A 22559-nucleotide genomic window follows, 5' to 3' on the forward strand; every position below is an offset into this window, starting at 1 on the left:
ATTGAGACGCGTCGGAGGACAATCGGAAGTGAGGCCGATGGGGCCTGTTGCTACTCTTCGGAGGTCGACTATGTCCCGCGTCTCAGCCTTCCTGGTGCTGGTGCTCGTCCTCGGCTTCGGGGTCACGGCGTTCGGCGACGACTTCGACCGGATCGAGGGCGAGGTCCTGGCCGGGTTGCCCAAGAGCAAGGACGCCTCGGCCCACGCGACGCTGACGATGGGGGAAGTCGACGCGTTGCCGAGCATCCTCCGGGATTCGAGATCGGCCTTCCTGGTGGTGAAGACCGACGAGGAGAACCTGGCACGAATGCTCGTCGCGCCGGCGTTAAGGAAGCCGCCGGGGTCTCGAGGGACGCCGATCCCGGTCTTCGTGCTCGAACGGTTCGATACCTTCGAGTCGGGAAACCTCAAGGTCCGGTTGGCGAGGGGAAAGGATCTGCTGCTGTTCGACGGGTTCCACGTGGACCTCGACAGCGGCCAGGTCGTGCCGGAGGGGCAGGGGGGAGACCTCCAATTCCTCGCGGGGGGCAAGGAAGGCCCGCGCCTGATCGCAGTGGGAACCTCGTCGATGTTCACCCTGACTAAGGCCCCGACATCCTCGAACGGCGAAGGGCGACGGCCGACGGTCGGGCGCTCGGTCGTCCCCGACGACTTCAACGGCCGTTACCGACTCTATGCCAACGGTCAGTGGTCGGGGACCCTGGACCTGAAAGTCGCCCCCGGCGGGGTCGTGTCGGGGCGGTTCCGGTCGGACCTGAACGGGACGTCCTACCCGGTCGACGGTCAAGTCGCGGCGGACGTTCCCCAGAAAGTGGTTTTCACCGTCAAATTCCCGAGGGCCCGCCAGGACTTCGAAGGGCTGATCTGGACCGAGGGGAAAGGGGCGATGGCCGGGACCCTGACCATGCTCGACCGTGTTTACGGCTTCTTCGCCGTCCGCGAGGGGGCGAAGTTCGCTCCCGAAGGGGAAGATGTCGGACCCGTCGCGAAAGGGACCGACCGGCCGGGGCGGAAGACGGTCGCCTTGCGGAAAGGCCAGTACCTGCTCGACGGCCAGCCCAAGACCGACATGGAACTGGCGGAGGCCCTCAAGCGGGCCGTCGCGGCGGATCCCGGGACCTGGGTGCTCCTCCAGGTGCCGGACAACGAGACCTTCGCCGCGGTCAATCAAGCGTATGAAGTGCTCGGGTCGGCGGGCGTCGCCTCAATTCGCCTCGCGCCGGCCGACCCGGATGGCCAATCGCCCTGAACCGGGCGACGACGATCGTCAGGAGCGTCGGATGGTCACCTTCGCGGGAGCGGGCCGGCCGGGCTTGGCCTCATCCTCCATCGTGGAGAGGGCGTCGGCGTGGCTCTTCTTGCCCTTGATCCGCAACGCGACGTACCTGGCTGCGAAATGCTCATATCGCAACGGGACGTTCCCCACGAGCGAGGCGGGGCGTTTCGCCCGTAAGGCCCCTTCCAGGACTTCGAAGGGCGAGGCGGCGAGCTTCTCGACCCGGATGAGATTCACCGTGTGGAGTGTCAACTCGGCGATCCTGGGAGCGTCCTCGAGGTAACGTGCGGTGAGCTCCTCCAGGACCTCGGCGGCGTGCTCGAGCATGGGGTCGGCCACCACCAGGGGGCGTTGCGCCTCGAGCGCGGCCAACCGGTGCGCGGGGGAGGGGACCTTCGGGAAGCCGTAGACCGCGATCTCGGTGTGGTGGACGTCCTCCGGCGGCGGCGGCAGGAGGATCGGCGGCGGCGGCGGGATAGGGACCGCCGCCGGTGTGGGTGCCGGCGACGGTTCCGAGGGTGTCGTGGTCTCCGGTGCCGTTGCCGTTTCTGACGCCGGTGCGATTTCAGGCGCCGGGTCCGTGGCAGGATCCTGCGCCATGACGAAAGTGGAGAAGGTCAGCAGCAAGACCGATAGGCTCGTGACGCGCATCGCCTTTTGGACTCCCCTCGGATTCGCGGAAACAGAAGTCACCCGGTCAACGTCCTCGCGGATCGGCAGAACCGGCCGAGCCGTCGAAACCGTCACGGTCCCGTCTCGATCCTTCCGAGGGGAGAGGCGCAACACCTCGACGTTATCATACCACCCCAACTCCGCTCGAACGGTTCGGGCCCTCGATCAGGTCGCCGTCGCGGCGCCTGACGTCGACCGACGTGCCAAGCCAAACGCCTCGGGTCCAGCCCTCAGGGCGTCTTCCAAAGTCCCTTCAAGAGTTCCTCCATCGCCTGGTCGTGGCGCCGGAGTTCGGGGCGGACGAACGGGTAGAAGTCGTTGGTCCCGAAGAAGGCCTCGCTGCTTTCCGCGAAGTATTCCATCCGGTTCGTCAGGGCATAGGCCTTCCGCTCCTGCCCGTCGACGGCAAGGACCGAGTCGTAGCGGTGCGAGTCTTTGGCGCGATCGAAGGCCTCGCGGATCCCAGCGTTTTCGAAGCCGCCCTCGAGGAACTGGTGGTGGTAGGCGTGCGAAAGCTCGTGGAAGACCATCCACGGTTGTTGCTTGGTCCAGTCGAGGAAGGTCCGGGCGTTGGCCAGCTCGACGCAGCGCGCCTTCTCGGGGTTCATCCCGTGCTCTTTGAGCCACTCGACGGCCGGGTGATAGGCCATGCAAGGGTGGTGCGGCTCCTCCTTCTCGACCCAGATCCGGACCGACCGGAGCCGCTTCAATGGCTCCTCGGGGACACGTCTCGTCACCTGGTAGAGTTGGAACCGGAGGAGCGTCAGCGTCCGGTCGGCGAGTTCCCGATCCTCGAGCAAGGTCTTGTTCACGAGGAGGGTCCAGCCCTCCAGGGTTCGGGACTCGTAGCGATTTGTAGGTTCGAAGGGAGGTGGCTCGTCGGCCCGGGAGCCCTCGGGAGTTACAATTAGGGCGATCATGGCGGCGAACAAGGACCGGCGAAAGCGTCGAGACGTGAACATTAAGGATGACTCCCGGAGCAGTGGACGAGAATAGCCCCTCCGTATCGATGATACGACATTCGACTCACGGCATGCGAATCGACTGCCACGCGCAACGATTTCAACCCGGCCCAAGAAATGCGGCCGGTTTCTCGACGAATCCTCCGAGGACACCTGCCCATTCGCAGGGCAGGGGACGTGTCGGCCCATCGGGGGCCGGCCGACCGGGTGACGGTCGACGAAGGGATGACTGATGAGCCTCCCGCTCCTGATCCACGGACTCGGCTCCGTAGGAATCTTCGCGTCGAGGGCGTTCCTGCCGGCGTTCGCCACGGCGCTCCTGCTCAGGTACGGGCCGCAGGTTCATTCGATCGCCGGGATGGGCCTCCTCTCCCACGTCCGCGACGTCCCGACCTGGTTCACCTCCGACACATCCCTGGTCGTCCTGGGGGTCCTGGCCATCCTCGAGCTCGTCGCCGAGCGGATCCCCGAGGTCAACGCCATCCTCGACGAGGTTCACGGCTATTTGAAGACGGGGATGGCGGGCCTGACTTTCTTCGGGGTGCTGGGCGCGACCGACCTCGGCCTGGCCAGGGGGATCCTCGGCGAAGGGGGCATGGCCGCGTATCTCCCCGCGCTCGCCGTCGCGGGCGGGACCTTTGCAACGAACAAGGCGAGGGACTTCACCCTCGGACCGTTGAAAGAGGCCGACCCCGATGACGACCTCCGACTCCAGGGACTCCTGCGCCGAGTCGAAGACGCCTGGGGGATGTTCGGGCCGCTCGCGCTCATCCTCCTCCCGATCCTGGCCCTCATCGCGTTCGCGGCCGCCGTGGCCTTCCTGGCGATTGCCGGTCGGTACGTGGCGTCTCGGGAGGATGCGACTCGGTTCCCTTGCGAGCGTTGCGGCGAGCCCGTCTTCGCGATCGCCAACGCATGCCCGTCCTGCCAATTCCCCGTGGCGGAGCCGAGGGAGGTCGGCCTGCTGGGAGAGACGAGGGCCAAGCCCGCCGACCCGGCGACCCACTCGTATCGGCTCGCCGCCGTGAAGCGCTGCCCGAGCTGCGCCACCAGGCTGCGTCCCAGGATGCTCCGGCAGAGGTGCGAGGCCTGCGGGATCTCGACGACGGCCGACCCCGACTTCGTCCAGGACTATGTCGAGTTCGTCGACCGTCGCGTGCCGCTCGTCTGTGCCGTTTGCTTCCTGAGCGGGCTGGTCCCGATCCTGGGAGTCATTCCCGCGGTGATCTATACGCGCCTGGCGATCGTCGCCCCATTCCGGCGCTACATCCCCTCCGGGCGGAACTTCATGATCCGTTGGGGCGTCCGCCTCGTCAGCCTGGTGCTGGTGGCGTTCCAGTGGGTGCCCCTCCTCGGTGGGCTGCTCCTCCCGGCGTTGGCGTTCATCAACCATCGAGCGTATCGAGCGGCCTTCAGGCAACTGGCCGAGGAGCCGTGAGCTTGCCAGGTTGAGCGGAGACGCCCGGGTCAGCGCCAAACCTCTCGATCGCCCCCGAATGTTGATGTCGTCCTCATCCCCGGATCCGATCGCCGGAGGGTGCTTGCCCGCCGGAGCCGTTCGGCCCAAGATACGTGACTCCGGCAGGCGGAGACGCCCCGGAGACGAGACACTCGAGTCGAGCAATTCCGATTGATTGAACGGGGAGAATGGCCGATGCACGAGGAACCGCAGAGCTTGCCGAAGACCAGCGACCTCTCCAGGCGGGAGTTCACCGCCGCGACGCTCGCCGCGGGGTTCGCCCTCGCGGTGCAGCCGGTCTCGGCCGAGACCATCAAGACCGACACCGACGGGCTCGAGGCGGGCGAGGTGAAGATCCCGGTCGCCGACGGCACGATCCCCGCCTACCAGGCCCGGCCGGCCTCGGGCGGCCCGTTCCCGGTCGTCCTGGTCGTGCAGGAGATCTTCGGCGTCCACGAGCACATCAAGGACATCTGCCGACGTTTCGCCAAGCTCGGCTATCTGGCCGTCGCGCCCGAGATGTACGTCCGGCAAGGAGACGTGTCGAAACTGACGGACTTCCCCGAGATCTTCAAAATCGTCAACAAGGTCCCCGACAGCCAGGTCATGTCGGACCTCGACGCGACGGTCGCCTGGGCCAAGGCTTCGGGCAAGGGCGACACGGCCCGGCTCGGGATCACGGGCTTCTGCTGGGGCGGTCGGATCGTCTGGCTGTACTCGGCCCACAACCCGAGCCTCAAGGCCGGCGTCGCCTGGTACGGCCGACTGGCCACCTCGCCGACCGACCCCCCGACCGAGAACCGGCCCAAGTACCCCGTCGACCTCGCCGCCTCGCTCCACGCCCCGGTCCTCGGCCTGTATGGTGGCGCCGACACCGGCATCTCGGTCGAGTCCGTGGAGCGGATGCGTGCCGCACTCAAGGCCGCGAACAAGCCCTCCGAGATCATCCTCTACCCCGAAACCCCGCACGCCTTCCACGCCGACTACCGCCCGAGCTACCGCAAGACCCAGGCCGAAGACGGCTGGAAGCGTCTGCTCGACTGGTTCAAGAAGAACGGCGTGGCCTGAGCTTCAGCATCCCCGGTTATCGCCTTGATGGTGATGACCGGGGATCCTATGCCACGGAAGACATTTTAGCCACGGATGGAACACGGATGGGAGAAAATTGACAATCAACAGATGACGCAGATTGACACAGATAATTTAAAAAGAAAAATATTCTAAATTTGATTAAAATCTGTTTCCAATCTGCGTCCATCTGCGAAATCTGTTGATTATATCCTCCCCCATCCGTGTTCAATCCGTGTTCCATCCGTGGCTAAAATGTCCCCGGCCAAATTCTCCCATTCCCAAAGGAATCGGCTTTGAAACCGCCCCAGGCAACGACCAAGGGATTCCGGCTGATTGGTATCCTCAAGCTGGCCGGGGCGTTCCTGCTCGCGGCGGCCGGGTTTGGGATTTTTCGGCTCCAGCACACCGACCTGGGGGCGGCGCTCGAGCACTTCGTGACGAGGCTCCATCTCGATCCGGAGAACCGGCTCATCCACGTCGCCATCGCCAATGTTACGGGACTCGACCAGGCCCACCTGAAGGCGATCGGCGCGGGGACGTTCTTCTATGCGGTGCTCGAATCCGTCGAGGGGGCGGGCCTGTTCTTCCGCAAGGAGTGGGCGGGGTACTTGACCGTCATCGCCACGGCGTTGCTGCTGCCCCTCGAGATCTACGAGATCGTCGAGAAGGTCAGCCCGATTCGGATCGGCGTGCTGATCATCAACATCGCGATCCTCGTCTATCTGATCGTCAAGCTTCGCGAAGAGCGTCGCGCTCGTCGCGAGGCGACTGGGTGAGGAATCGGGGCGATGCGAGCCCGGCAAGGTGGCTCGGTACATTTCGCGAGGTCATCCCTGCCATCTCTCGACGCGCCAGGACTCGCCGTCGATGGATCGGACCCAACTCGGCCGTTCCGAATAGGCCTGGACTCCGCCGATGTAAAAAGGGGGGGACATCCTCCGCGTCTTCAAAACCAGTTTCGAGGAGTCGTCTTCCCCGCTCGGTCAACGTGTAGGCGAACTCCATACCTCGGTTCGGCGCGTAGGGATCGAATTCGCGATCGAGCGCCGGGACTTCGGGTCGATGCATGGCCCATTGATGAAGTCGGTAGGCAAAAAGGCGATCTCCATATCGACGGTTCAGGATGGTCAAGGCGGGATCCTTTTCGCACTTCAACACGATATCGACGGGCCGGACCCATTCGTCCTCGGTGAGGGATGCGAGAAGAAGCTCGTCGAATTCGGAGAGCCTGCGAATTGAAGGAGCTGTACGGAAAACCCTCGGCAATCCCCATTGATACAGTTTTGTGATCACAGCCTTATCGGAATCATCTGCCGACGCGCGACGCCGGAAGTGCTCGAGGGCCTCGGGCGAGGCGTCCGCGAACCGACGCCAGAGCGACGCCCCACGTTGAAGTCGTCGACGCCCCAAAGGTTCGATGGCTCGGAAGGTCATGCGGAGGACCCAGTCCGCCTGGGCGGTGACGCGTTCTCCGTAGATAAGCCGAGGGGTCACGTCGGCCACCCAGAAGCGGCGGCGATCGATGCCGTGGGTCTGGATGGCATCCAGGCACCACCAAAACGTGAGACGATCGCCGATGGCGGGCGAGTTCCACAGGACAACCGGTTGAGAGGCCGGGAAAAGCTCCAGGGTGAGTGCCCATTGATCCGCGGCATGGATCTTCACCTCCTCGGCTTCTTGCGCCTGCTTGAGTTCGCTCCGTCTTCGACGATCCGGAATATCACCCCTCGGTTCGCGTTCTGACGACCAATACTGGCTCCGCAATTCACCGTGCGTATCGGGATCGGGATGGCACGGACCTGACACGAGCGAATCGTAGCACAGCAAGCGATCCCGCATCTCGGACAACGTCATGCTACCCGGCGTGGAGTGGATCGCCTCGGCGGGGGATTCGGGTTTCTTCCAGGGCATCGACTTGAACGGAAACACCTCCAACTCCCATAATCAACCGGTGAGAGGGCCCATTTCGGCTTGAGGATCCAACCGATCCGACAAAACTCGAGAATCTCGGCCCTGGATCGACGAAGTCCTTCAAGCGGATCGTCCCAAATTCGCGTGAGTCCGACCAGAAGTCTTGTCGGGTCTGACGTAACGCGAGCCCCGAAGGACGGGAATCCCATGAGGTAACGATCGGGAAGCCTGCTCAAAGAACCGCACCAGGAACCGGCGCCACTCGTGCGCGCCGGTCGCCTGGAGGTGGTCCTTCGTTTCCTCCGAAACGGAAAGGAAGACGAACATGAGCAGCAACCGACGTGTTGACCGGCGAAATGACGCAGCCGAGCTCGAAGCCGGGGCAGGGTGGATCTCTCGGGCCGAGGCCCGTGCCCTGCTTGGGATCAGCGACACGGAGCTTCGCGAGTTGTTGCACCGCATGAACCTGAGCCGCAGGACGGTTTCGCTCTATTTGAAGTCCGAGATCCGGGCCCTCGCCGAGACCGCGAAGACGCTTCGTTGAGATCTGAGGCGGCCCTCCCTTCTCAAAGGGAGGGCCACCTGTCTTCATCACTCGGACCGAAACCAAAGCACCACGGGTCAAGTCGACCGGGGCGGCGGAGGACCAGGTCATGTTGTTCGACGAGTCCATTCTGATCGACGCCGAACCCGCCGAGTTGTTCCGCCTCACTCAGGACTACGGCAGGCGCTTGGAATGGGATCCATTCCTGAAATCCGCGACCCTCGTGGGCAACCCCCGCGAGGCTGGCGTTGGGGTCCGCGCCCTGTGCGTATCTCGTAGCGGGTGGGCGATGGAAACGGAATATGTCTCCTTCAATCCACCTCGGGCCACAGCCGTGAGGATGACGAGCGGCCCCTGGTTCCTCGAGCGCTTCGCGGGTTCGTGGCGGTTCGAGGAGATCACGCCCGGGAGGACGCGAGTCGGTTTTCGTTACAACCTGCGAGCCCGCCCGAACGGGTTATCCTGGCTCCTGACCCCAATCCTCGCACGGGCCTTCGCTCGAGACACCCGCGCACGCTTGAGAGCCTTGAAGGAAGCCGTTGAGACGCACGGGATCCTGGCGGCCCACGCGGCCGATCGATAGCTTTATGCGTCAGTAGGCCTGTCCACATCCTCAGCAGCGGATCACTCTCGGATTGCATCCACTCGACGGCATCCTCGGAATGATTCTTTATAAGCCGGAAGCGGAAGCGAGTGATTCTCAACGCGAAGAATCGAGGATCTCTCGACCTGAGCAGCGTGTCGGCTCACTGCGCAGCCTCTTCCCGCACGGATTTCGGCCGGTATCATGAACCCGGCGCTCCCCAGCCCTTGCCAGTTCACGACCCTGTCGAATCGAGCCCGAGGTCCCGATGCCCCATCGTCTCCTCTTCGCCGTTCTCCTTCTTGGTTGCACCATGCTCGCCCCGAACGCCCACGCGATTGAGCCGATTCGGTATACCCTCCGATTCCCGGCGCCGAAGACGCACTACGTCGAGGTCGATGCCACCATCCCCACCGACGGACATCCCCAGGTTGAGCTGATGATGCCGGTCTGGACGCCCGGGTCGTACCTCGTCCGCGAATATGCTCGACATCTTGAAAACTTCGGTGCACGCTCGCCGGAGTCGAAGGCCCTGGCCTGGGAGAAAGTCCGGAAGAACCGCTGGCGTGTTGAGACCGGAGGCACGGCGTCGATCGTCGTGACGTACCGGATCTATGGTCGCGAGATGGGCGTGCAGACGAACTGGATCGACGCCTCGTTCGCCCTGCTCAACGGCGCGGGGACGTTCCTGACTCCGGCAGGCTCGGCGCCGAGGCCACACGAAGTCACCCTCGTCCTGCCCCCAGGCTGGCTCAAGTCGATCACCGGACTCCCTGAGGCGCCTGGCGGGACGCCCCATCATTACGTCGCGGCCGACTTCGACGTCCTGGTCGACTCGCCGATCTACGCCGGCAATCCCGAGGTCTTCGAGTTCGAGGTCGACGGCAAGAAGCATCGGCTCGTCAACGAAGGGGGCGGAGGCGTCTGGGACGGCCCTCGCTCGGCCAAGGACGTGGAGACGATCGTCCGGACGCAGAAGGCGTTCTGGGGCGAGCTGCCGTACGACCACTACGTCTTCTTCAACCTCCTGACCGAGGCCGGCGGGGGCCTCGAGCACCGGAATTCGACCGTATTGATGACCAGCCGCTGGGCGACCCGGCGCCGGCAAGATTACCTGGCCTGGCTCGATCTTGTCTCGCATGAATATTTTCAAAGAAATGGGATACCCACTAAGTTACTTTCGTTCACTATAGCTGCCTGAATCCCTTTGTGAATAGTCACTTACGGATACTTTCGAGCCAGTCTAGGAAGATCAGTCTGGTCCTGAAAATTGCCTGCACATCCTCCCTCCCCCTATCCTCACCTTCGATCGCTCGAATCCGTTCCCCAACGAGGCGAGCATCCTCGACCGTCAGCATCTTGACCCAGTCGAGCTTGCCAAATTGAGAATCCCCATTCGACAGGGGCGAATCTCCACCAAACTTTTTAAACATCATAACTTTCTTTGAATAGTTAATTGATTCCAAAAATACATCGACAACCTTCTTCTCCCTTTGGTCGAGACCTTGGACATAATCCAGCATGGCTGGATGCACGTACCAAAGTTCAGCGAAACTCTGGAGCCGCTCTTCTAGGGTTGGCTCCGCCTGTTTTTCACCGTTGAGAGATTTGTTGATGGCAGAGAGGAGGGAGGCTCTGTACTCGTCTGGCTCCTCGTCAAGGCAATCCTCAGGTTCATCCTCGTTATCGTCCCAGTCGTCTTCGAGGTCATCATCGTCCCAGTCGTCTGGAGGGATGTCTCCGACGTCGTCGTCGCCAGGTGGTCCGAAATAGATCTCTGGGGGAGCCTCAGGCAGGTCATGGTGGACGGTAGGGGGGCGTAATGGGCGAGGGTCAGGTCGGTGCGAACGGGGCTCTGGTGGAGGCACCGATGGGGGAGTCACGACAGGAGGGGTGGGCGGACGCTCGACCTCAGGCGGGACGAGGATTTCGCCCCTCAGACCCCGTACTTGGACAGAGACCAAGAAGCCAGCGGCGTCGGTTGTGACTTTGGTGACAGGGTGCCATTTGCGGTCGAATTTAACTTTTACCACCGTGCCAAGCAGATTTCGTTCCACTGCCGTTATTTTCTCTCGGCGGGTCTCGACCTTCTTTCGACCCATCACGTCGCCTCCGAAAGACTTGCGTCCATAGATTCACCGAACCTAGCAAATCCCGCACGAGCCCTCAAGCGGCGTCGAGACCCAAACGTGGGTCTCAAACCAAGACCTCGCTTGACGGGTGGGTACGGTGGACGCCAACGACCTAGAGCGACAAATCCTGGCGATCCTGGAGCGGTCGGTAAACGCTCCTCGAGATCAGACTCGGAAGGATTTTCGTGACCTGATGTCGAAGGTGCGTGCCACTAAAACGCCTGCCCGTCCCAAGGAGTCGGACGGATGCACGACCTCGACGCGACAGGCGGCAAGTGGGAGTTGATCCAGGCAGAGCCCGCAGACGTCGACCTCACAGGAGAACTCGACCTGCCTTCGGGTCGGTGGACGGTCGAGCACCTTGGGTCTTACATCCAGACGCATCTCAACATGGGAGCGTTCTTCGCCAGGAAGACGGCTCAGCAACTCTGGCTGGTGGGCAGGGCGTTGAATCTGATCAATGCCAAGCTAAAGAAATCTGGTGGCTGGACGAAGTGGGCTCAGGCTCAGGACGTCTCCCTTCCTACCATGTATGCGTGCATGAAGATTGCCGAGACCTTCTCCTCACTGGACGACTTGCAGGGGATCGACGGGGCAACCGCCAAGGTCATTGCTGGGGTTGCTCGAAAGCCCTCCAAGGTCGCCGCTCCCGAGGTCACGATCGAGCAGGCTCAGGCACCAACGAAGACGGAGGAGCCACCTGCTCTGAGTCACTTCGAGGGTACGGTGCTCGAGGAGACGGAGCAGGAGGAGGAGGTCGAGCCCGACCATAAGGGTTCGAGTCGGGGGGAGCGACGGACGACAAAACCCGAACCTCGACTCGAGGTCGATCCCGAGACAACGGAGACTCGTCTCCTCCAGGTCGTCCGTCTCCTCGAGGAGATTAAAGACGGTACTCCCCTGGGCGAGACGGACGAGGACTTGCTTGCCGAGATCGAGAGCCACCTGGATCGGCTGAGGGACACGGCGAAGTCTTCTACGGACATCCTGCCGACCGCAACGCTCCCGACCTTCTCAGCCGTCGCCGTCTGACGTCAACTAACCCAGCACTCAACCTTACCCCGAGGTCGTCTCGGGGTTTTTTCGTAACGGAGAGCCAACATGCGCGACCAGATGATCCTTGGCGACAGCCAAGACGTGTTGAAAACCCTGCCCGCCGAGTCGGTTCACCTGACCGTGACCTCGTGTCCTTACGACGACGTCTTTGTCTACGGAGGGCATGAATGGTCACAAGACGTCTGGGAGGCAATCATCGCTGAACTCTGGCGTGTGACCGTTCCAGGTGGCACCGTCTGTTGGCAGACTCAGGACGGCGTAGTCGACGGTCGAGAGTCGGGCAATTGCCTCCGCCAGGCTCTCTTCTTCCAAGAGGCAGGGTTCGGCTTGAGGCAGAGGATCGTGACGCCGTCCTACGGGATGGGACGTTGCTTCAACGCCAACGCATATGGAAAGAGCCCTCCCGAGGTTTTCGTGTTCTTTAAAGGCTCCAGGCAACGTTGCTTCAACAAGCTGAAGGATCGACGGAACGGTTCGGCAGGGCAGACCGTGACCTGGCGGATGCGAGGCAAGGACGGTCTCGACCGAAAGCTCAGAACGGTCGTCACGAAGGAATTCGGGTATCGGAACTCAGTCTGGGTTTACCGAAACCACCAGACGAGGTCGCCACACCCTGCACGTATGAATGCGGGTCTAGCCCGCGACCTCATTCGCTCGTACTCCCGAGTCGGTGACATTGTCCTCGACCCGTTCTCGGGGTCGGGCACGACCTGCGAGCAAGCCCTCCTCCAGCACAGGAGGTACCTCGGGATCGAGGTTCACGAGCCCTACCATGACCATGCGGTCGAGCGTTTGCGGCTTGCTCGGGAAGCCTATCTGGCGAAGATCTAGGGTCGAACCGCGGTTCTGTTGAAGTCTCGACGTGGCATCGATATCCTCGAAGGGTCGCTAACGACCAATAGAGGAAGGAAGACCGATGACACGGGCTCGATACGTCGTCCTTGACACGAATATTCTCTATCGCTTTGTCACCCAAGGAAAGGAAGGTTGCGAGGAGAAACATTGGAACGAATTGAAGGAGTGCGTCGCGAGCAACAAGGTCAAAATGGTCGTGCCAGAGGTAGTGCTCTTGGAATTCGAGAAAAAAGTAAAGGAGATGCTCGATAGCCTGTCTGCGGTAACGAGCAGGGTCACTGAAGCAATCAAGAAGATCGACGTCGGCTGGAACGAATGCCAAAGTATCACCACCGACCTCATCGAGGAAACAAAAGCTTGGGGATCGAGATGGAAAGAAAATGCTTACAGACGAATTGCCGAAGTCAGATTAACCATGCAGTCCGAGATCATTGATCACATACCATTTGATGAATCGATCGCATTACGAACCAAAAAACGGGTGATTTCAGGAACGATCAAAGATTTGCAAGATAACGACTCTTTCATCATTGAGTCTCTCAGAGACTACTTTGCAGAAAAAGCAGCTGACCTACTCTTTTGCACGGAAGACTCCGGAATGGCACTTGAGACGAAAGACTCGCACAAGACAATACATCCGAAGTTTACGGACGATGTTACCTCGAACTTTCCCCCCTCGATCGTACATACAAGCTTAGCAGAACTGATAGATTTCATCAAAAGTGGCAAAGGGGTCGACCGACCAAAGAAGGAAGAAGTTCAAGAGGAGTTGCAACGCGAAGAGGAAGAGAAAATCCATCGTTCCTTATTGCGAGCCAGATTCAACAAATTCCTCAGAACATTCTCAGATTGGATCGCAATCCCAGACAGCAACAAGATTGATCGATTAAACAGGATGATGGAGGTACGTTTGTTACTGCGCCACTTCGATTTTAAACTCCGCAACGACCTAGAAGCGATCGACTCTCACCAATCAATGCTTGAATACTATGTGTGGCGAGAGGCTTTAAAAAGGGTGGGTTTGGACATCGATGGCATGGGACCTTTAACCGATCAGGAATGGAAATTGTTCCAGCAAATGGTAGAGACTGCTTTGGAAGAATAACTCTTCAACCGATCCTGACCATCCCGAAGAAATGGTCGTCAGATGCTCTCAGCAGGTCATCGAGACCCAGGATCACCCACTCCGCATAGTGAAGACGTGTCGAGGTCTCGGCAGGCAAATCGCCTGCCCTGACCATCGCCAGCCATGGTCGTCTTGAACGCTTATAGAGGATCAACGGCTTACGACCTGAGCGATCTGCCTCGTCGTGTGCCTGTCGGAAGAATTCGTCTAACTGTCGGCAGCCGTTCCCCCCGAAGAGGCTGTGAAAGTCGATCTTGTCCTCGTATCCGGACTTGACCTCGATAACCCAGAGGAAGCCCTCTGGCGGGCAGATATCCCCGAGTAGTGCGTTCTTCGCATGCTCTGGCAGGGATTCGACCTGAGCCCACCTATTGCCCGATCCGACCACGCGGTTGAAGGGTTTGCCAAATCGATCGGAGAGGATTCGACACACCTCGGACTCTGCACGTCTGCCCTTCGCCCCACTGTTAATCTTTGCCATACCCTAAGTGAGTTTGGCGACGTGAAGATCCGTTGACGACGGTGACGACGTAGACGTACACTACTTTCGGTGAACAGGCTCGACCTCGACCGGAGTGAACAATGAAGTGGTCTGACTTAACCCCCCAACACTTTTCAGCATTCGCCTCCACCTGTTCAGCAATCGCAGCAGGATGCTCGGCATTCGTCGCAAGAGAATTGTGGCGACTTCATGGTAAGAACATAATGGAAACTCACCGTCCGATCCTCGTTCTCGAGGACTGGACATTCACAGATACTGGCGACATGGCAGAAATCCTTATCGGAAAGGTCGAAAACGTCGGGAAGGGTCCTGCACTTTATATCAGTCATCGCCGCATCAAAGAGGAGGATGAATTGTTTTTCAAACCATTAGAATATGATGTTGCCCAAACATCAAAACATACACAATTTATGTGCCAATCATACAATATAATCGCACCTGGAGAAAAGAAGAATCTGAACGGACAAATCATTCTCCATTGGAAGACCATCGCAGGGACGAAGCAAGGCGTCACGAATGAGACGATCAAACTCTTTTACTGGGATATTTTGGGAAATCGCCACGTTCTCAGCCTGGACCTTTTTATCTCCGCCAGTGGGATTGGGCTGGCAATCACAGAAGGTGGCGAGAGGAGAGCGTGGGAACGGATCAACGAACACGTGAGTGTTACAGGGATTTCACTAAAAGTAGAGTCTCCCAAAGAAGCCGAGAGAGATCAGAATAGGCGATTTAAAGCTAAGCTGGCTCGCTACAGAAGAGAATTCCGCAAGCTTGGGCGAAAACACAATCCCGAACTGTATGATAGATTTGTCGGGAAATATTTCGGGTTGTGGCGACCTCGAGAGAAGCGACCCTAAAGCCCATGCCTCAGTCGCATGCTTTTCACAAACGTAAAAACCCTCGAGACTTTCCCTCGAGGGTTTGCTCATTCTGGGGATCGATCATCAATCTTAGAGGGTCTCGACGACCTCGAGGAAGTCGACGACCATTGCCCTACCGTGACGGTCGACAAGCTCCCGGATTGCCTCTGGGTTCGACTTGATCTTGGAAATCCAGACCCGGATTTCATCCCTAGAGGGCAATTTGTTTGTAAGCACATTAGAGAGCAATACGAAAGTTCCAGGGTCCAAGGGAAGCCCTGCCTCACGGCACATTGTCTTGATCTCGGCTGCATAGGCATCGAAAGATTCGGAGTTCATCTTGCTTTCCTTTCAGGTCGGTCGTCGGTCGTTTCCCCCTATAGAACTGTAGCGCACGTCAGAGCCTCAGTCGAGCCCGTTACTACGATTCTTTTTTCACTTCAATACTCAGCCGAACCAACCGTCTAGAAATCGGGACAGGCGAGGATATTTGGCACTGAGTTCCTTCCAGTGGTGCTCCTTTTCTTCTTCCTTGCGTTTTGATTCTTCGATTTGCTTACGGATGCCTTCACGACCCTGGCGTATCGCCTTGCATCGACACTGAATCCTACCAAGAATTCCGTCCGGTAACGTTTCTAAGACCTGATCTGCTAGAACCCAGAATTCCCACGACCCGAATTTATTGTTTGTAGACATACTGGTATTTAGTGTTTTCACTCCGATTTCGGCTTGCCCTAGCTTGAGACCAGGGCGGTTTGCTTGAGAGTTAGTCTTTGAGAGGTATCAAAGGCAGGTTCGCCGTTCCAATCTCTTGAAAGAATCGCTTCTCAAGCTTTTTCGGGAGTACGCAGGGGCAATCCGACTCTGCCAGGACTTCTACCTCGTTGTATACCTCGGGCATTTCTTCCCTAAGAAATAGTGCCGATTCCTCGACACAATCCAGCATAACTACCTTCTGTCCGTTGCACCTGAAAGCTTTAATCGTAGCAGGTGCCTTCCACGGGTTGGATTCGAAGGCACTTCGAATCGTCGCCTCGGAATATCGATCCTTGATTTTGTGTGTATACAGTCTGTCTTTCTTCTCGCTTGGCATTCTATTTTTCCTTTGGTTAGGGTTATGCCCTGGCTTGTGACCAGGGCGTTGGTTGGAATAATCTCAGACTGTCATCATCGCTTTCACAGCCTCTTCTACGCACACGGGGCAGTGCTCTTCATTGATCACTGGTTCGAAGGCTTCCTGCCCGTCTCCAGAATCCCAGAGCAGGTTGTTTTTTTCATAGCGTTCAAAGTACACGTCGTCTAGTCTGTCGAGGTCGACCAAAGGTTTTCCTTCAGCCAGCCCCTTTGCAATCCCTGCGACCATGTACGCGGCTTCGTTGGGCGATTGGCGGGTCGTTAGCGGCTTTCCGTCTGCCAACACGATTCCTTGAATCCAATCCAGGGACGGATCACTCTTAAATGCATCCGAGTCGATCTCTTTAACGCCTTCTAGGTTGATCAACTTTTCCTCAACATAGATCCACATACTCTATCTCCATAGGTTAGGGTTCTGTCCAGGTTCGGGGACTAAAAGGGCAGGTGGAGCAATCCGGTTCTCCACCTGCCCAACCCTTCCCTCAGGACAAGGATTAGTATACACAAATACACAAAATCACCAAGCGGAATTTCCGTGACTAACGATCCTATATACCTCGAACTTTGAAGAATGAATCTCATATCCCGACAAAAGAGCCAGCCTGGTGTGTGCCAGGGCTGGCTCTTGTCGTTTTTAGCTACGAAAAAATCATGGTCACTGAATCCAATTTCTCTCAACGTCGACACTATAATATATTTGACAGTTTTTACATATGTGTTAAAATATGCGAGTCGATAAACAAGGAGGGAAGAACATGGTCAGAAGCAGAGATCAGATCTGGACTATCCAGAAGGTCGCAGAGGAGATCGGCGTAAAGAGGTCGACCCTCTATTACCACGTTTTGAACGGCAGGATCAAGCCGAGCAGGGTAGGGGGCAGGTACGACTTCGACCTCGATAATGTGGTCGCAGCCTGCAGGCTGTTTAATTGTTCAATCCCTGAGATTTTCCTAAGAGAAAGGAAGTGAGATATGTGGGTTAAAACTGGTGAAGATTCATGCGACGGGCTGGTAAATCTGCGTAACGCGAATCGCGTATACTGGCAGAGGGACGATTTCGATTCGGATCTTCCTCACCTATACGCCGTATATGCCGACCTTATGTCTGGTATCAAGTCGATGCTAGCTTTATGTAGCTCCAGAGAAGAAGCTGACCACATGGTCGATTCGATCTACGGCGGACTGGCAGAAGGTGAGGGCACAATGTCAATCCAACGGTTGCAGGACATGTTTCGTTAAGTGACCGTATATAAACGAAAACCCCGCAGGGATTGGTTCTCTGCGGGGATCTCTTAACAACGGGATTCGTGCAACAAGCCGAAACCAAAAATAATGGCAAACTATCTATGAATAATTATAGCAATATTTCCAATAGAATCAATCAGAATTTCAAAGCAGGGCAGAGGGTAGTCTTCGAAGGTAACGTAACGACGCCATTCGAGATCCTCGCGATCGATCACGAGCGAGGTCTGGTCTGGTATAAGGTCGATGGGAACGAACCGATAGCTAACGATATCTCAAAAATCAGGTTCGCAATCGAGCATCACCAGGGAGGACACCCCGACTTTTCCTATACCTGGGAGAAGGGAAATTACGAAATCGTCAAGCGATACCGAGCGGCAGGTCTCAACGTCATGCCCTGCGCCCTCGACGGTAGCAAGTATCCGCCGAAGACTCAGAAGTGGGGGAAATGGAAACAGCAAGCAATCTCCGATTCCGACCTGGAATACTTCTGGTCACCGAAGTTTCGCTTCAAGAGACCTTTCGGCATCTGCATACCGTGCGGTCGGACGTCAGGAAACCTCGAAGTCTTGGACTTCGACGCTAAAGGACTATTCGAGAAATGGTCAGCCCTCGTCGAAGAAGCCTCCCCAGGGCTCGTAAAACGTCTGACTATTCACGAAACACCGGATTTTGGGCATCATTGCTTTTATCGCTGCGAGACGATACAGGGAAGCCAAGCATTGGCGAAAAGCAAGTCTGGCGAGAACGTTCTAATCGAAACCAGAGGCGAGGGAGGGCTTGTCGTCGCTCCAGGGTCACCAGACGAGTGCCATCCTCTCAGAAAGCCGTATCGACTAATCCAGGGTACGCCTGACACGATCCCGACCCTCTCCGAAGATGAACGGGAAACCCTCCTCGACGTCGCAAGGACTTTCAACCAATTTGAAAAAGCTCCGAAACCACCCCGTCAAGTCTCGAGAGACGGAGGGGAGCCAGAGCAGGACGACCCCGATACCCCATGGGGAGACTTCAACCTGCGTGCAACCTGGGACGAAATCCTCGAACCGCACGGCTGGACCCTCAACTCGGGAGACTGGGAAAACGGGAAGCTAACCAGACCAGGCAAAGCAACGTCCGAAGGAGCATCGGCGACCATCGGGCACTGCGGAAATTGCCTGCACGTCTTCTCCTCTTCGGCTGAACCTTTCGAACAAAGAACCTACTCGAAGGCTGCTGCCTTCGCCCTCCTAGAACATGGAGGAGACTTCCAGGAGTCGAACAAGGCCCTCCAGTCGAAGGGGTACGGGGAGCAGGCAAAACGGCTCGCTGATCATGCCGCTTGGCTATCCAAGCAGGTTCCTGTCGACCCTGTCGCTCCGATATCGATTGCGAAGACGACTCGGCAGATTCCCGATTCGACCCCGGGGAAGTCGATAAAGACTCCCCAACACGGGACCGTCGTATCGGAGAAGGAGCCGGTCCACATCGCGAAAGCGATCGTAGGGCAACTCTGGGCGAAGGACGGTGAACGCCTGCTGAGACGCTGGAACGACAACTGGTGGCTCTGGACAGGCGATCGATACGAGATTCAAGGCGAGAAAGCAATCCGAGCGGCGGTCTATGGCTGGCTCGAGGATGCTCGCCGGGTCGTTAAAGAAGGAGAAAAGTTCGTCGAAAAACCGTTCAACCCGGACAGCACCAAGGTAAACAAGGTTATCGACGCTCTCGAATCGGTCTGCTTTTCCATGGTCAAGCAGATGCCACTCTGGCTGGGCGAGAGTAAGGGACTACCGTCTCCCGACCGAATCATCGCCACCAAGAACGGACTCCTTGACCTCGACTCATACCTCGATGGGCAGGATTGCCTCCTGGAACATACTCCCGACTGGTGGTCAGCAAACTGCCTCCCTTTCGAATTCCAGGCTGACGCCAAATGCCCGACCTGGAACTGGTTCGTAAACGATGTCCTGGACGGAGACCAAGAGTCGATCGAGACTATCCAGCAATGGTTCGGATACAACCTCGTCGCAGACACTAGCCAGCAGAAGATCATGATCCTGACGGGATCGGGAAGGAACGGTAAAGGCGTCCTGATTCGCAGATTGCAACGCCTACTAGGCAGCGAAAACTACTGTACGCCGAAGTTTTCCGACCTGATGGATCGATTCGGGCTCGCCCATTGGCAGGGAAAGTTAGCAGGAATCTTTGCCGACGCTCACCTGGGCAGGGAGACAGACGCTGTCCGATGCCTGGAAATGCTAAAAGGAATCAGCGGCGAGGATTCTGTTGATATCCAGGTCAAACACAAGGAAGCTCTTACGGGTGTCAAGCTCAATACAAGGATAACAATCGTCACCAACGAATTGCCGAAGCTGCCAGACTCAAGCATGGCGATTGGCAAACGACTTATTGTTGTTCCGTTTCACCAGAGCTACGAAGGGCGGGAGGATATCACGCTCGAGGCGAAACTAGACCTCGAACTACCAGGAATCCTCAACTGGGCACTCGAGGGACTTCGGCTCTTGCGAGAACGTGGTAAGCTATCCGCCCCGAAAAGCGGATCGTACTTCAAGCAAATCTTCGACAATGCGTCTTCGCCCTATCATGCGTTCGTCGAGGAATGCTGCGACGTAGGTGAAGAATACTCGGAACTCAAAGATTCGATTTATTCTGCTGCTTCTCTGTGGCTCGCCCAGAACGGGCATAGAGAGATCGCAAAGAATCAACTGTCCATAAAATTGGCAGCCGTCAATAGCCAAATCGATCACACGACAAGGATGCGTATCGGTGGAGAGCGAAAGCAAGTCTATAGAGGTATTCGGTTGAAGAATTCGCACCGAACCTATCTCATTTCGCAGGGTATATCCCTGCCTTCAACGACCTCTGGATGGGCAGAGTGATCCTGGGCTAGATACGGACATTTTGAAGCATAAGAGCCTGGACACCGGCTCCTTATGATTGTTGTTCATCATGCTTGTCTTCCCCTCGGAGTCTGTCCAGGCTCTTGTCCTGAGGCTTGTCCTGAGACTTGTCCTGGATCCAAGCCTCAGCTAAGTCCTTGTTTTATAGGTTTTTTATCTTCTGTCCAGGGTGTCCAGGGTATTTTAGAAGAAAGTTAAAAGTATAGATTATATCGTATTATAATATATACAAAATAAACTGAACTAAGTTGTGGACTGATAACCCTGGACACCCTGGACACCCTGGACACCCCTCAGATGCCGACTCAGAACCTCCAATCTATCCCGCTCTGCTGGGGGGCTAGGCATGATGCACAACTACCTGCCAACCGTGCCCATTCCGCTTGACATCCAATCCACATTTTGTTATACTCTTATACGTAGACAGAGCAGCCCTCGACCCAAGACCCAACCCAACGATTTTTAGTCACGAAAACAACCGGTTCGCAGAGGAACCGACTATATAAGTCAGGCACATATCCAAAGGACCACCGTGGACGATATTCAGAAACCGACCTCACATAAAATCAGATTCACCCTGACGACTCCCCCGCACCAGATGCGTTATCTGTTCGACCACTTCGCCAGAGCCTACGTCGCAATGTACGACCTGATCAACGATGAAACATTCGCAGGCAATCCCTACGTCAGAGTCCTCAGAGGTTGCCCACCCACCCTGCCGTATCGCCGAACCAGTTGGCTGCAATTACGACCTGGCACAATGGAAGCCCCTGACGCAGTGAGCAAGATTTGCGATCTGATTATAATGACCATCAAAAAAGACCTGATCAAACTCAGGCAGATGACCCTCTTCCAGATTGATGAGGTCAAGGCAACGGTCGAGTTCACCGACTTAGAAGAACGGATAGAACTTACTTATGACACCTGGGTTTTCGAGGATCCAACAGACCAGGACCAGATGGAAAAGTTTGCTAGACGGAAACTGAAAGCCCTGGGCAAACTTCCGAAGAGGACTGCCACGACTCTCCTCTTCGACCGAATCAGAGAAGCCCTGGAAGACGCTGGATACCCCGAGTGGTACGTCTCAGTCGGTGACTATTGGAGACGCGACGGTGCCGCTCCAGAAGGCTTCAAGGTCGACGCCTATAGACGAGGCAATAGACCGTGCCTCCAAATCTACGTCGAACCAAACATGCCTCTCCTCAGAGCCCATAAGGTCGCCAAATGGATAATTTCCAAGAAGCCCTGGGAATGTGCCCTCGAACAACTCGAGGACATTGAAGGCTAAAGGCAATATTCTGAAGCGAAGACAATAGATACTACGGAATTCGGAATTCCAAAACACGAATGACACTAGCATAAACACCCTGTCGCAAGCCAGGGTGTTTGTGTTTCGCCGCGACCTCATACATACCTATATGGAAAATGACCAGACCCCAGAGCAGCCCCAGGACCAGACGCCACAGCCAAAACCCAAGAAGGAAATGACGGCGAAGCAGATTGCCCGACTTGAGGCTGGACGCAAGCCAGGCATATCCCGATCACCAAGCCCGACCATCGCCACAGGACGCAAGCCAGGGGCAGGCAGACCGTTCTCCTGCTTCACTCACAAGATGCGGGAAGAGTTCCTAGGGCACGTCAGGTCAGGCTGCCCAATCGAGCTAGCCAGGAAGCTCTGCAAGATCAGCCACCCGCTCTGGTCGTATTGGGAATCCCGCCGAGAGGTCAACCCAACGATAGACGAGTTCTTCTTGCAGGTGGAGCAAGCCGAGGCAATCGACCATAAGTGGCACGTCGAGAACATCCGACAGAAGGCTGAGGGTAAGGCTGGGTGGGGAGCATGGGTCGCAAGCATGACCTGGCTGGAACGACGCTACCCGAAAGAGTTCTCCCGACCAGAAGGCAGATTCTCAGGCAAACTCGACCTCGAAGAGGTCTCTGCGAAAGACTCCCTAATCGTGCAAGCCGAGGCAATTATCCGAGAGGCAACCATGCTACCTGCTCCCGAGGTCATCGACGTAGAAGTCGTACCCCAAGAACCATTGACCGAGGAGCCGTCTTAAGGTCTAATTGACCTTCCAAAGCTAGTTGGTCGCAGAATCTAGGCAAAATGCAGAGACTAAACTGAACCGCCAAAAAATATTTTCATATGTTTATGCAAAATATTCGTTTATGCGTTAGTTTGGCTCACATTTACATTCTTTGATGGATAAATAGCCCAAATATCGACACGTCTTTATGTCCAATGAATAAACGAACATCTATAGAAGCA

General features: G+C 57.3%; 23 protein-coding genes. 15 read left to right on the forward strand and 8 right to left on the reverse strand.

The genetic code is table 11. From position 1 onward, the window contains the following. Window positions 1–70 precede the first annotated feature (70 nt). Window positions 71–1249, forward strand: coding sequence for an ExbD/TolR family protein (locus tag ACYOEI_RS06585; protein WP_462848565.1), 1179 nt, complete (start codon window positions 71–73; stop codon window positions 1247–1249). A gap of 18 nt (window positions 1250–1267) precedes the next feature. Here ACYOEI_RS06585 and ACYOEI_RS06590 read toward each other — a convergent pair whose 3' ends face one another. Beyond that, on the reverse strand, window positions 1268–1927 hold the full coding sequence (locus tag ACYOEI_RS06590; protein WP_462848566.1) for a hypothetical protein: 660 nt from the start codon (window positions 1925–1927) through the stop codon (window positions 1268–1270). 251 nt (window positions 1928–2178) lie between these two features. Next, window positions 2179–2910, reverse strand: a complete 732-nt coding sequence (locus ACYOEI_RS06595; protein WP_462848567.1) for a M90 metallopeptidase family protein — start codon at window positions 2908–2910, stop codon at window positions 2179–2181. A 232-nt stretch (window positions 2911–3142) separates the two neighbouring features. Here ACYOEI_RS06595 and ACYOEI_RS06600 point away from each other — a divergent pair, with 232 nt between their 5' ends. The 3 genes from ACYOEI_RS06600 (at window position 3143) to ACYOEI_RS06610 (ending at window position 6216) form a co-directional block, all read left to right on the forward strand. Then, window positions 3143–4348: a hypothetical protein gene (locus ACYOEI_RS06600; RefSeq protein ID WP_462848568.1), complete on the forward strand. Its 1206-nt coding sequence runs from the start codon at window positions 3143–3145 to the stop codon at window positions 4346–4348. A 216-nt stretch (window positions 4349–4564) separates the two neighbouring features. After that, window positions 4565–5437 (forward strand): dienelactone hydrolase family protein, encoded by an 873-nt coding sequence (locus ACYOEI_RS06605; protein WP_462848569.1) that lies wholly within the window; start codon window positions 4565–4567, stop codon window positions 5435–5437. A gap of 296 nt (window positions 5438–5733) precedes the next feature. Beyond that, entirely contained in the window at window positions 5734–6216 is a 483-nt protein-coding gene (locus tag ACYOEI_RS06610) for a DUF2127 domain-containing protein (protein ID WP_462848571.1), read from the forward strand. On the opposite strand, the gene ACYOEI_RS06615 is transcribed toward ACYOEI_RS06610, so the two are convergent. Then, a complete protein-coding gene (locus ACYOEI_RS06615; RefSeq protein WP_462848572.1) occupies window positions 6170–7369 on the reverse strand; it encodes a hypothetical protein in 1200 nt (399 codons plus the stop codon). The genes ACYOEI_RS06610 and ACYOEI_RS06615 overlap by 47 nt on opposite strands. 307 nt (window positions 7370–7676) lie before the next feature. On the opposite strand from ACYOEI_RS06615, the gene ACYOEI_RS06620 reads away from it, so the two are divergent. From ACYOEI_RS06620 to ACYOEI_RS06630, 3 genes are all read left to right on the forward strand, one after another. After that, entirely contained in the window at window positions 7677–7895 is a 219-nt protein-coding gene (locus ACYOEI_RS06620; protein ID WP_462848573.1) for a hypothetical protein, read from the forward strand. A gap of 109 nt (window positions 7896–8004) precedes the next feature. Beyond that, window positions 8005–8478: a type II toxin-antitoxin system RatA family toxin gene (locus ACYOEI_RS06625; RefSeq protein ID WP_462848574.1), complete on the forward strand. Its 474-nt coding sequence runs from the start codon at window positions 8005–8007 to the stop codon at window positions 8476–8478. A 268-nt stretch (window positions 8479–8746) separates the two neighbouring features. Next, entirely contained in the window at window positions 8747–9679 is a 933-nt protein-coding gene (locus ACYOEI_RS06630) for a M61 family metallopeptidase (RefSeq protein ID WP_462848575.1), read from the forward strand. Between the two features lie 16 nt (window positions 9680–9695). Here ACYOEI_RS06630 and ACYOEI_RS06635 read toward each other — a convergent pair whose 3' ends face one another. Then, entirely contained in the window at window positions 9696–10580 is an 885-nt protein-coding gene (locus tag ACYOEI_RS06635) for a hypothetical protein (RefSeq protein WP_462848576.1), read from the reverse strand. A gap of 276 nt (window positions 10581–10856) precedes the next feature. Here ACYOEI_RS06635 and ACYOEI_RS06640 point away from each other — a divergent pair, with 276 nt between their 5' ends. The 3 genes from ACYOEI_RS06640 to ACYOEI_RS06650 all read left to right on the forward strand — a co-directional run bounded on the left by ACYOEI_RS06640 (window position 10857) and on the right by ACYOEI_RS06650 (window position 13626). After that, window positions 10857–11642: a hypothetical protein gene (locus ACYOEI_RS06640; protein ID WP_462848577.1), complete on the forward strand. Its 786-nt coding sequence runs from the start codon at window positions 10857–10859 to the stop codon at window positions 11640–11642. Window positions 11643–11711: 69 nt separating this feature from the next. Further along, the gene (locus ACYOEI_RS06645; RefSeq protein ID WP_462848578.1) at window positions 11712–12497 is read left to right on the forward strand and encodes a DNA-methyltransferase; all 786 of its coding nucleotides are present in this window, start codon (window positions 11712–11714) and stop codon (window positions 12495–12497) included. 85 nt (window positions 12498–12582) lie between these two features. Next, complete coding sequence (locus ACYOEI_RS06650) at window positions 12583–13626, forward strand: PIN domain-containing protein (RefSeq protein ID WP_462848579.1); 1044 nt, start codon at window positions 12583–12585, stop codon at window positions 13624–13626. 4 nt (window positions 13627–13630) lie between these two features. On the opposite strand, the gene ACYOEI_RS06655 is transcribed toward ACYOEI_RS06650, so the two are convergent. Further along, window positions 13631–14128 carry a putative PDDEXK endonuclease gene (locus ACYOEI_RS06655; RefSeq protein ID WP_462848580.1) on the reverse strand — a complete coding sequence of 166 codons (498 nt, stop codon included), beginning with the start codon at window positions 14126–14128 and terminating at the stop codon, window positions 13631–13633. A gap of 101 nt (window positions 14129–14229) precedes the next feature. Here ACYOEI_RS06655 and ACYOEI_RS06660 point away from each other — a divergent pair, with 101 nt between their 5' ends. Further along, window positions 14230–15006, forward strand: a complete 777-nt coding sequence (locus ACYOEI_RS06660; protein WP_462848581.1) for a hypothetical protein — start codon at window positions 14230–14232, stop codon at window positions 15004–15006. Between the two features lie 93 nt (window positions 15007–15099). Here the strand turns inward: ACYOEI_RS06660 and ACYOEI_RS06665 are convergent, their stop codons facing one another. The 3 genes from ACYOEI_RS06665 to ACYOEI_RS06675 form a co-directional block, all read right to left on the reverse strand. Continuing rightward, on the reverse strand, window positions 15100–15348 hold the full coding sequence (locus ACYOEI_RS06665) for a hypothetical protein (protein WP_462848583.1): 249 nt from the start codon (window positions 15346–15348) through the stop codon (window positions 15100–15102). Between the two features lie 427 nt (window positions 15349–15775). After that, on the reverse strand, window positions 15776–16102 hold the full coding sequence (locus ACYOEI_RS06670; RefSeq protein WP_462848584.1) for a hypothetical protein: 327 nt from the start codon (window positions 16100–16102) through the stop codon (window positions 15776–15778). A gap of 63 nt (window positions 16103–16165) precedes the next feature. After that, window positions 16166–16534, reverse strand: a complete 369-nt coding sequence (locus tag ACYOEI_RS06675) for a hypothetical protein (RefSeq protein WP_462848585.1) — start codon at window positions 16532–16534, stop codon at window positions 16166–16168. Window positions 16535–16898: 364 nt separating this feature from the next. Between ACYOEI_RS06675 and ACYOEI_RS06680 the strand changes: the two genes are divergently transcribed. The 4 genes from ACYOEI_RS06680 (at window position 16899) to ACYOEI_RS06695 (ending at window position 22350) form a co-directional block, all read left to right on the forward strand. Continuing rightward, complete coding sequence (locus ACYOEI_RS06680; protein ID WP_462848587.1) at window positions 16899–17111, forward strand: helix-turn-helix transcriptional regulator; 213 nt, start codon at window positions 16899–16901, stop codon at window positions 17109–17111. Between the two features lie 338 nt (window positions 17112–17449). Continuing rightward, complete coding sequence (locus ACYOEI_RS06685) at window positions 17450–20266, forward strand: phage/plasmid primase, P4 family (RefSeq protein WP_462848588.1); 2817 nt, start codon at window positions 17450–17452, stop codon at window positions 20264–20266. A 781-nt stretch (window positions 20267–21047) separates the two neighbouring features. Then, window positions 21048–21575, forward strand: coding sequence for a hypothetical protein (locus ACYOEI_RS06690; protein ID WP_462848589.1), 528 nt, complete (start codon window positions 21048–21050; stop codon window positions 21573–21575). Between the two features lie 196 nt (window positions 21576–21771). Continuing rightward, entirely contained in the window at window positions 21772–22350 is a 579-nt protein-coding gene (locus tag ACYOEI_RS06695; protein ID WP_462848590.1) for a hypothetical protein, read from the forward strand. Window positions 22351–22559 lie beyond the last annotated feature (209 nt).

Source organism: Singulisphaera rosea, from assembly GCF_054877945.1.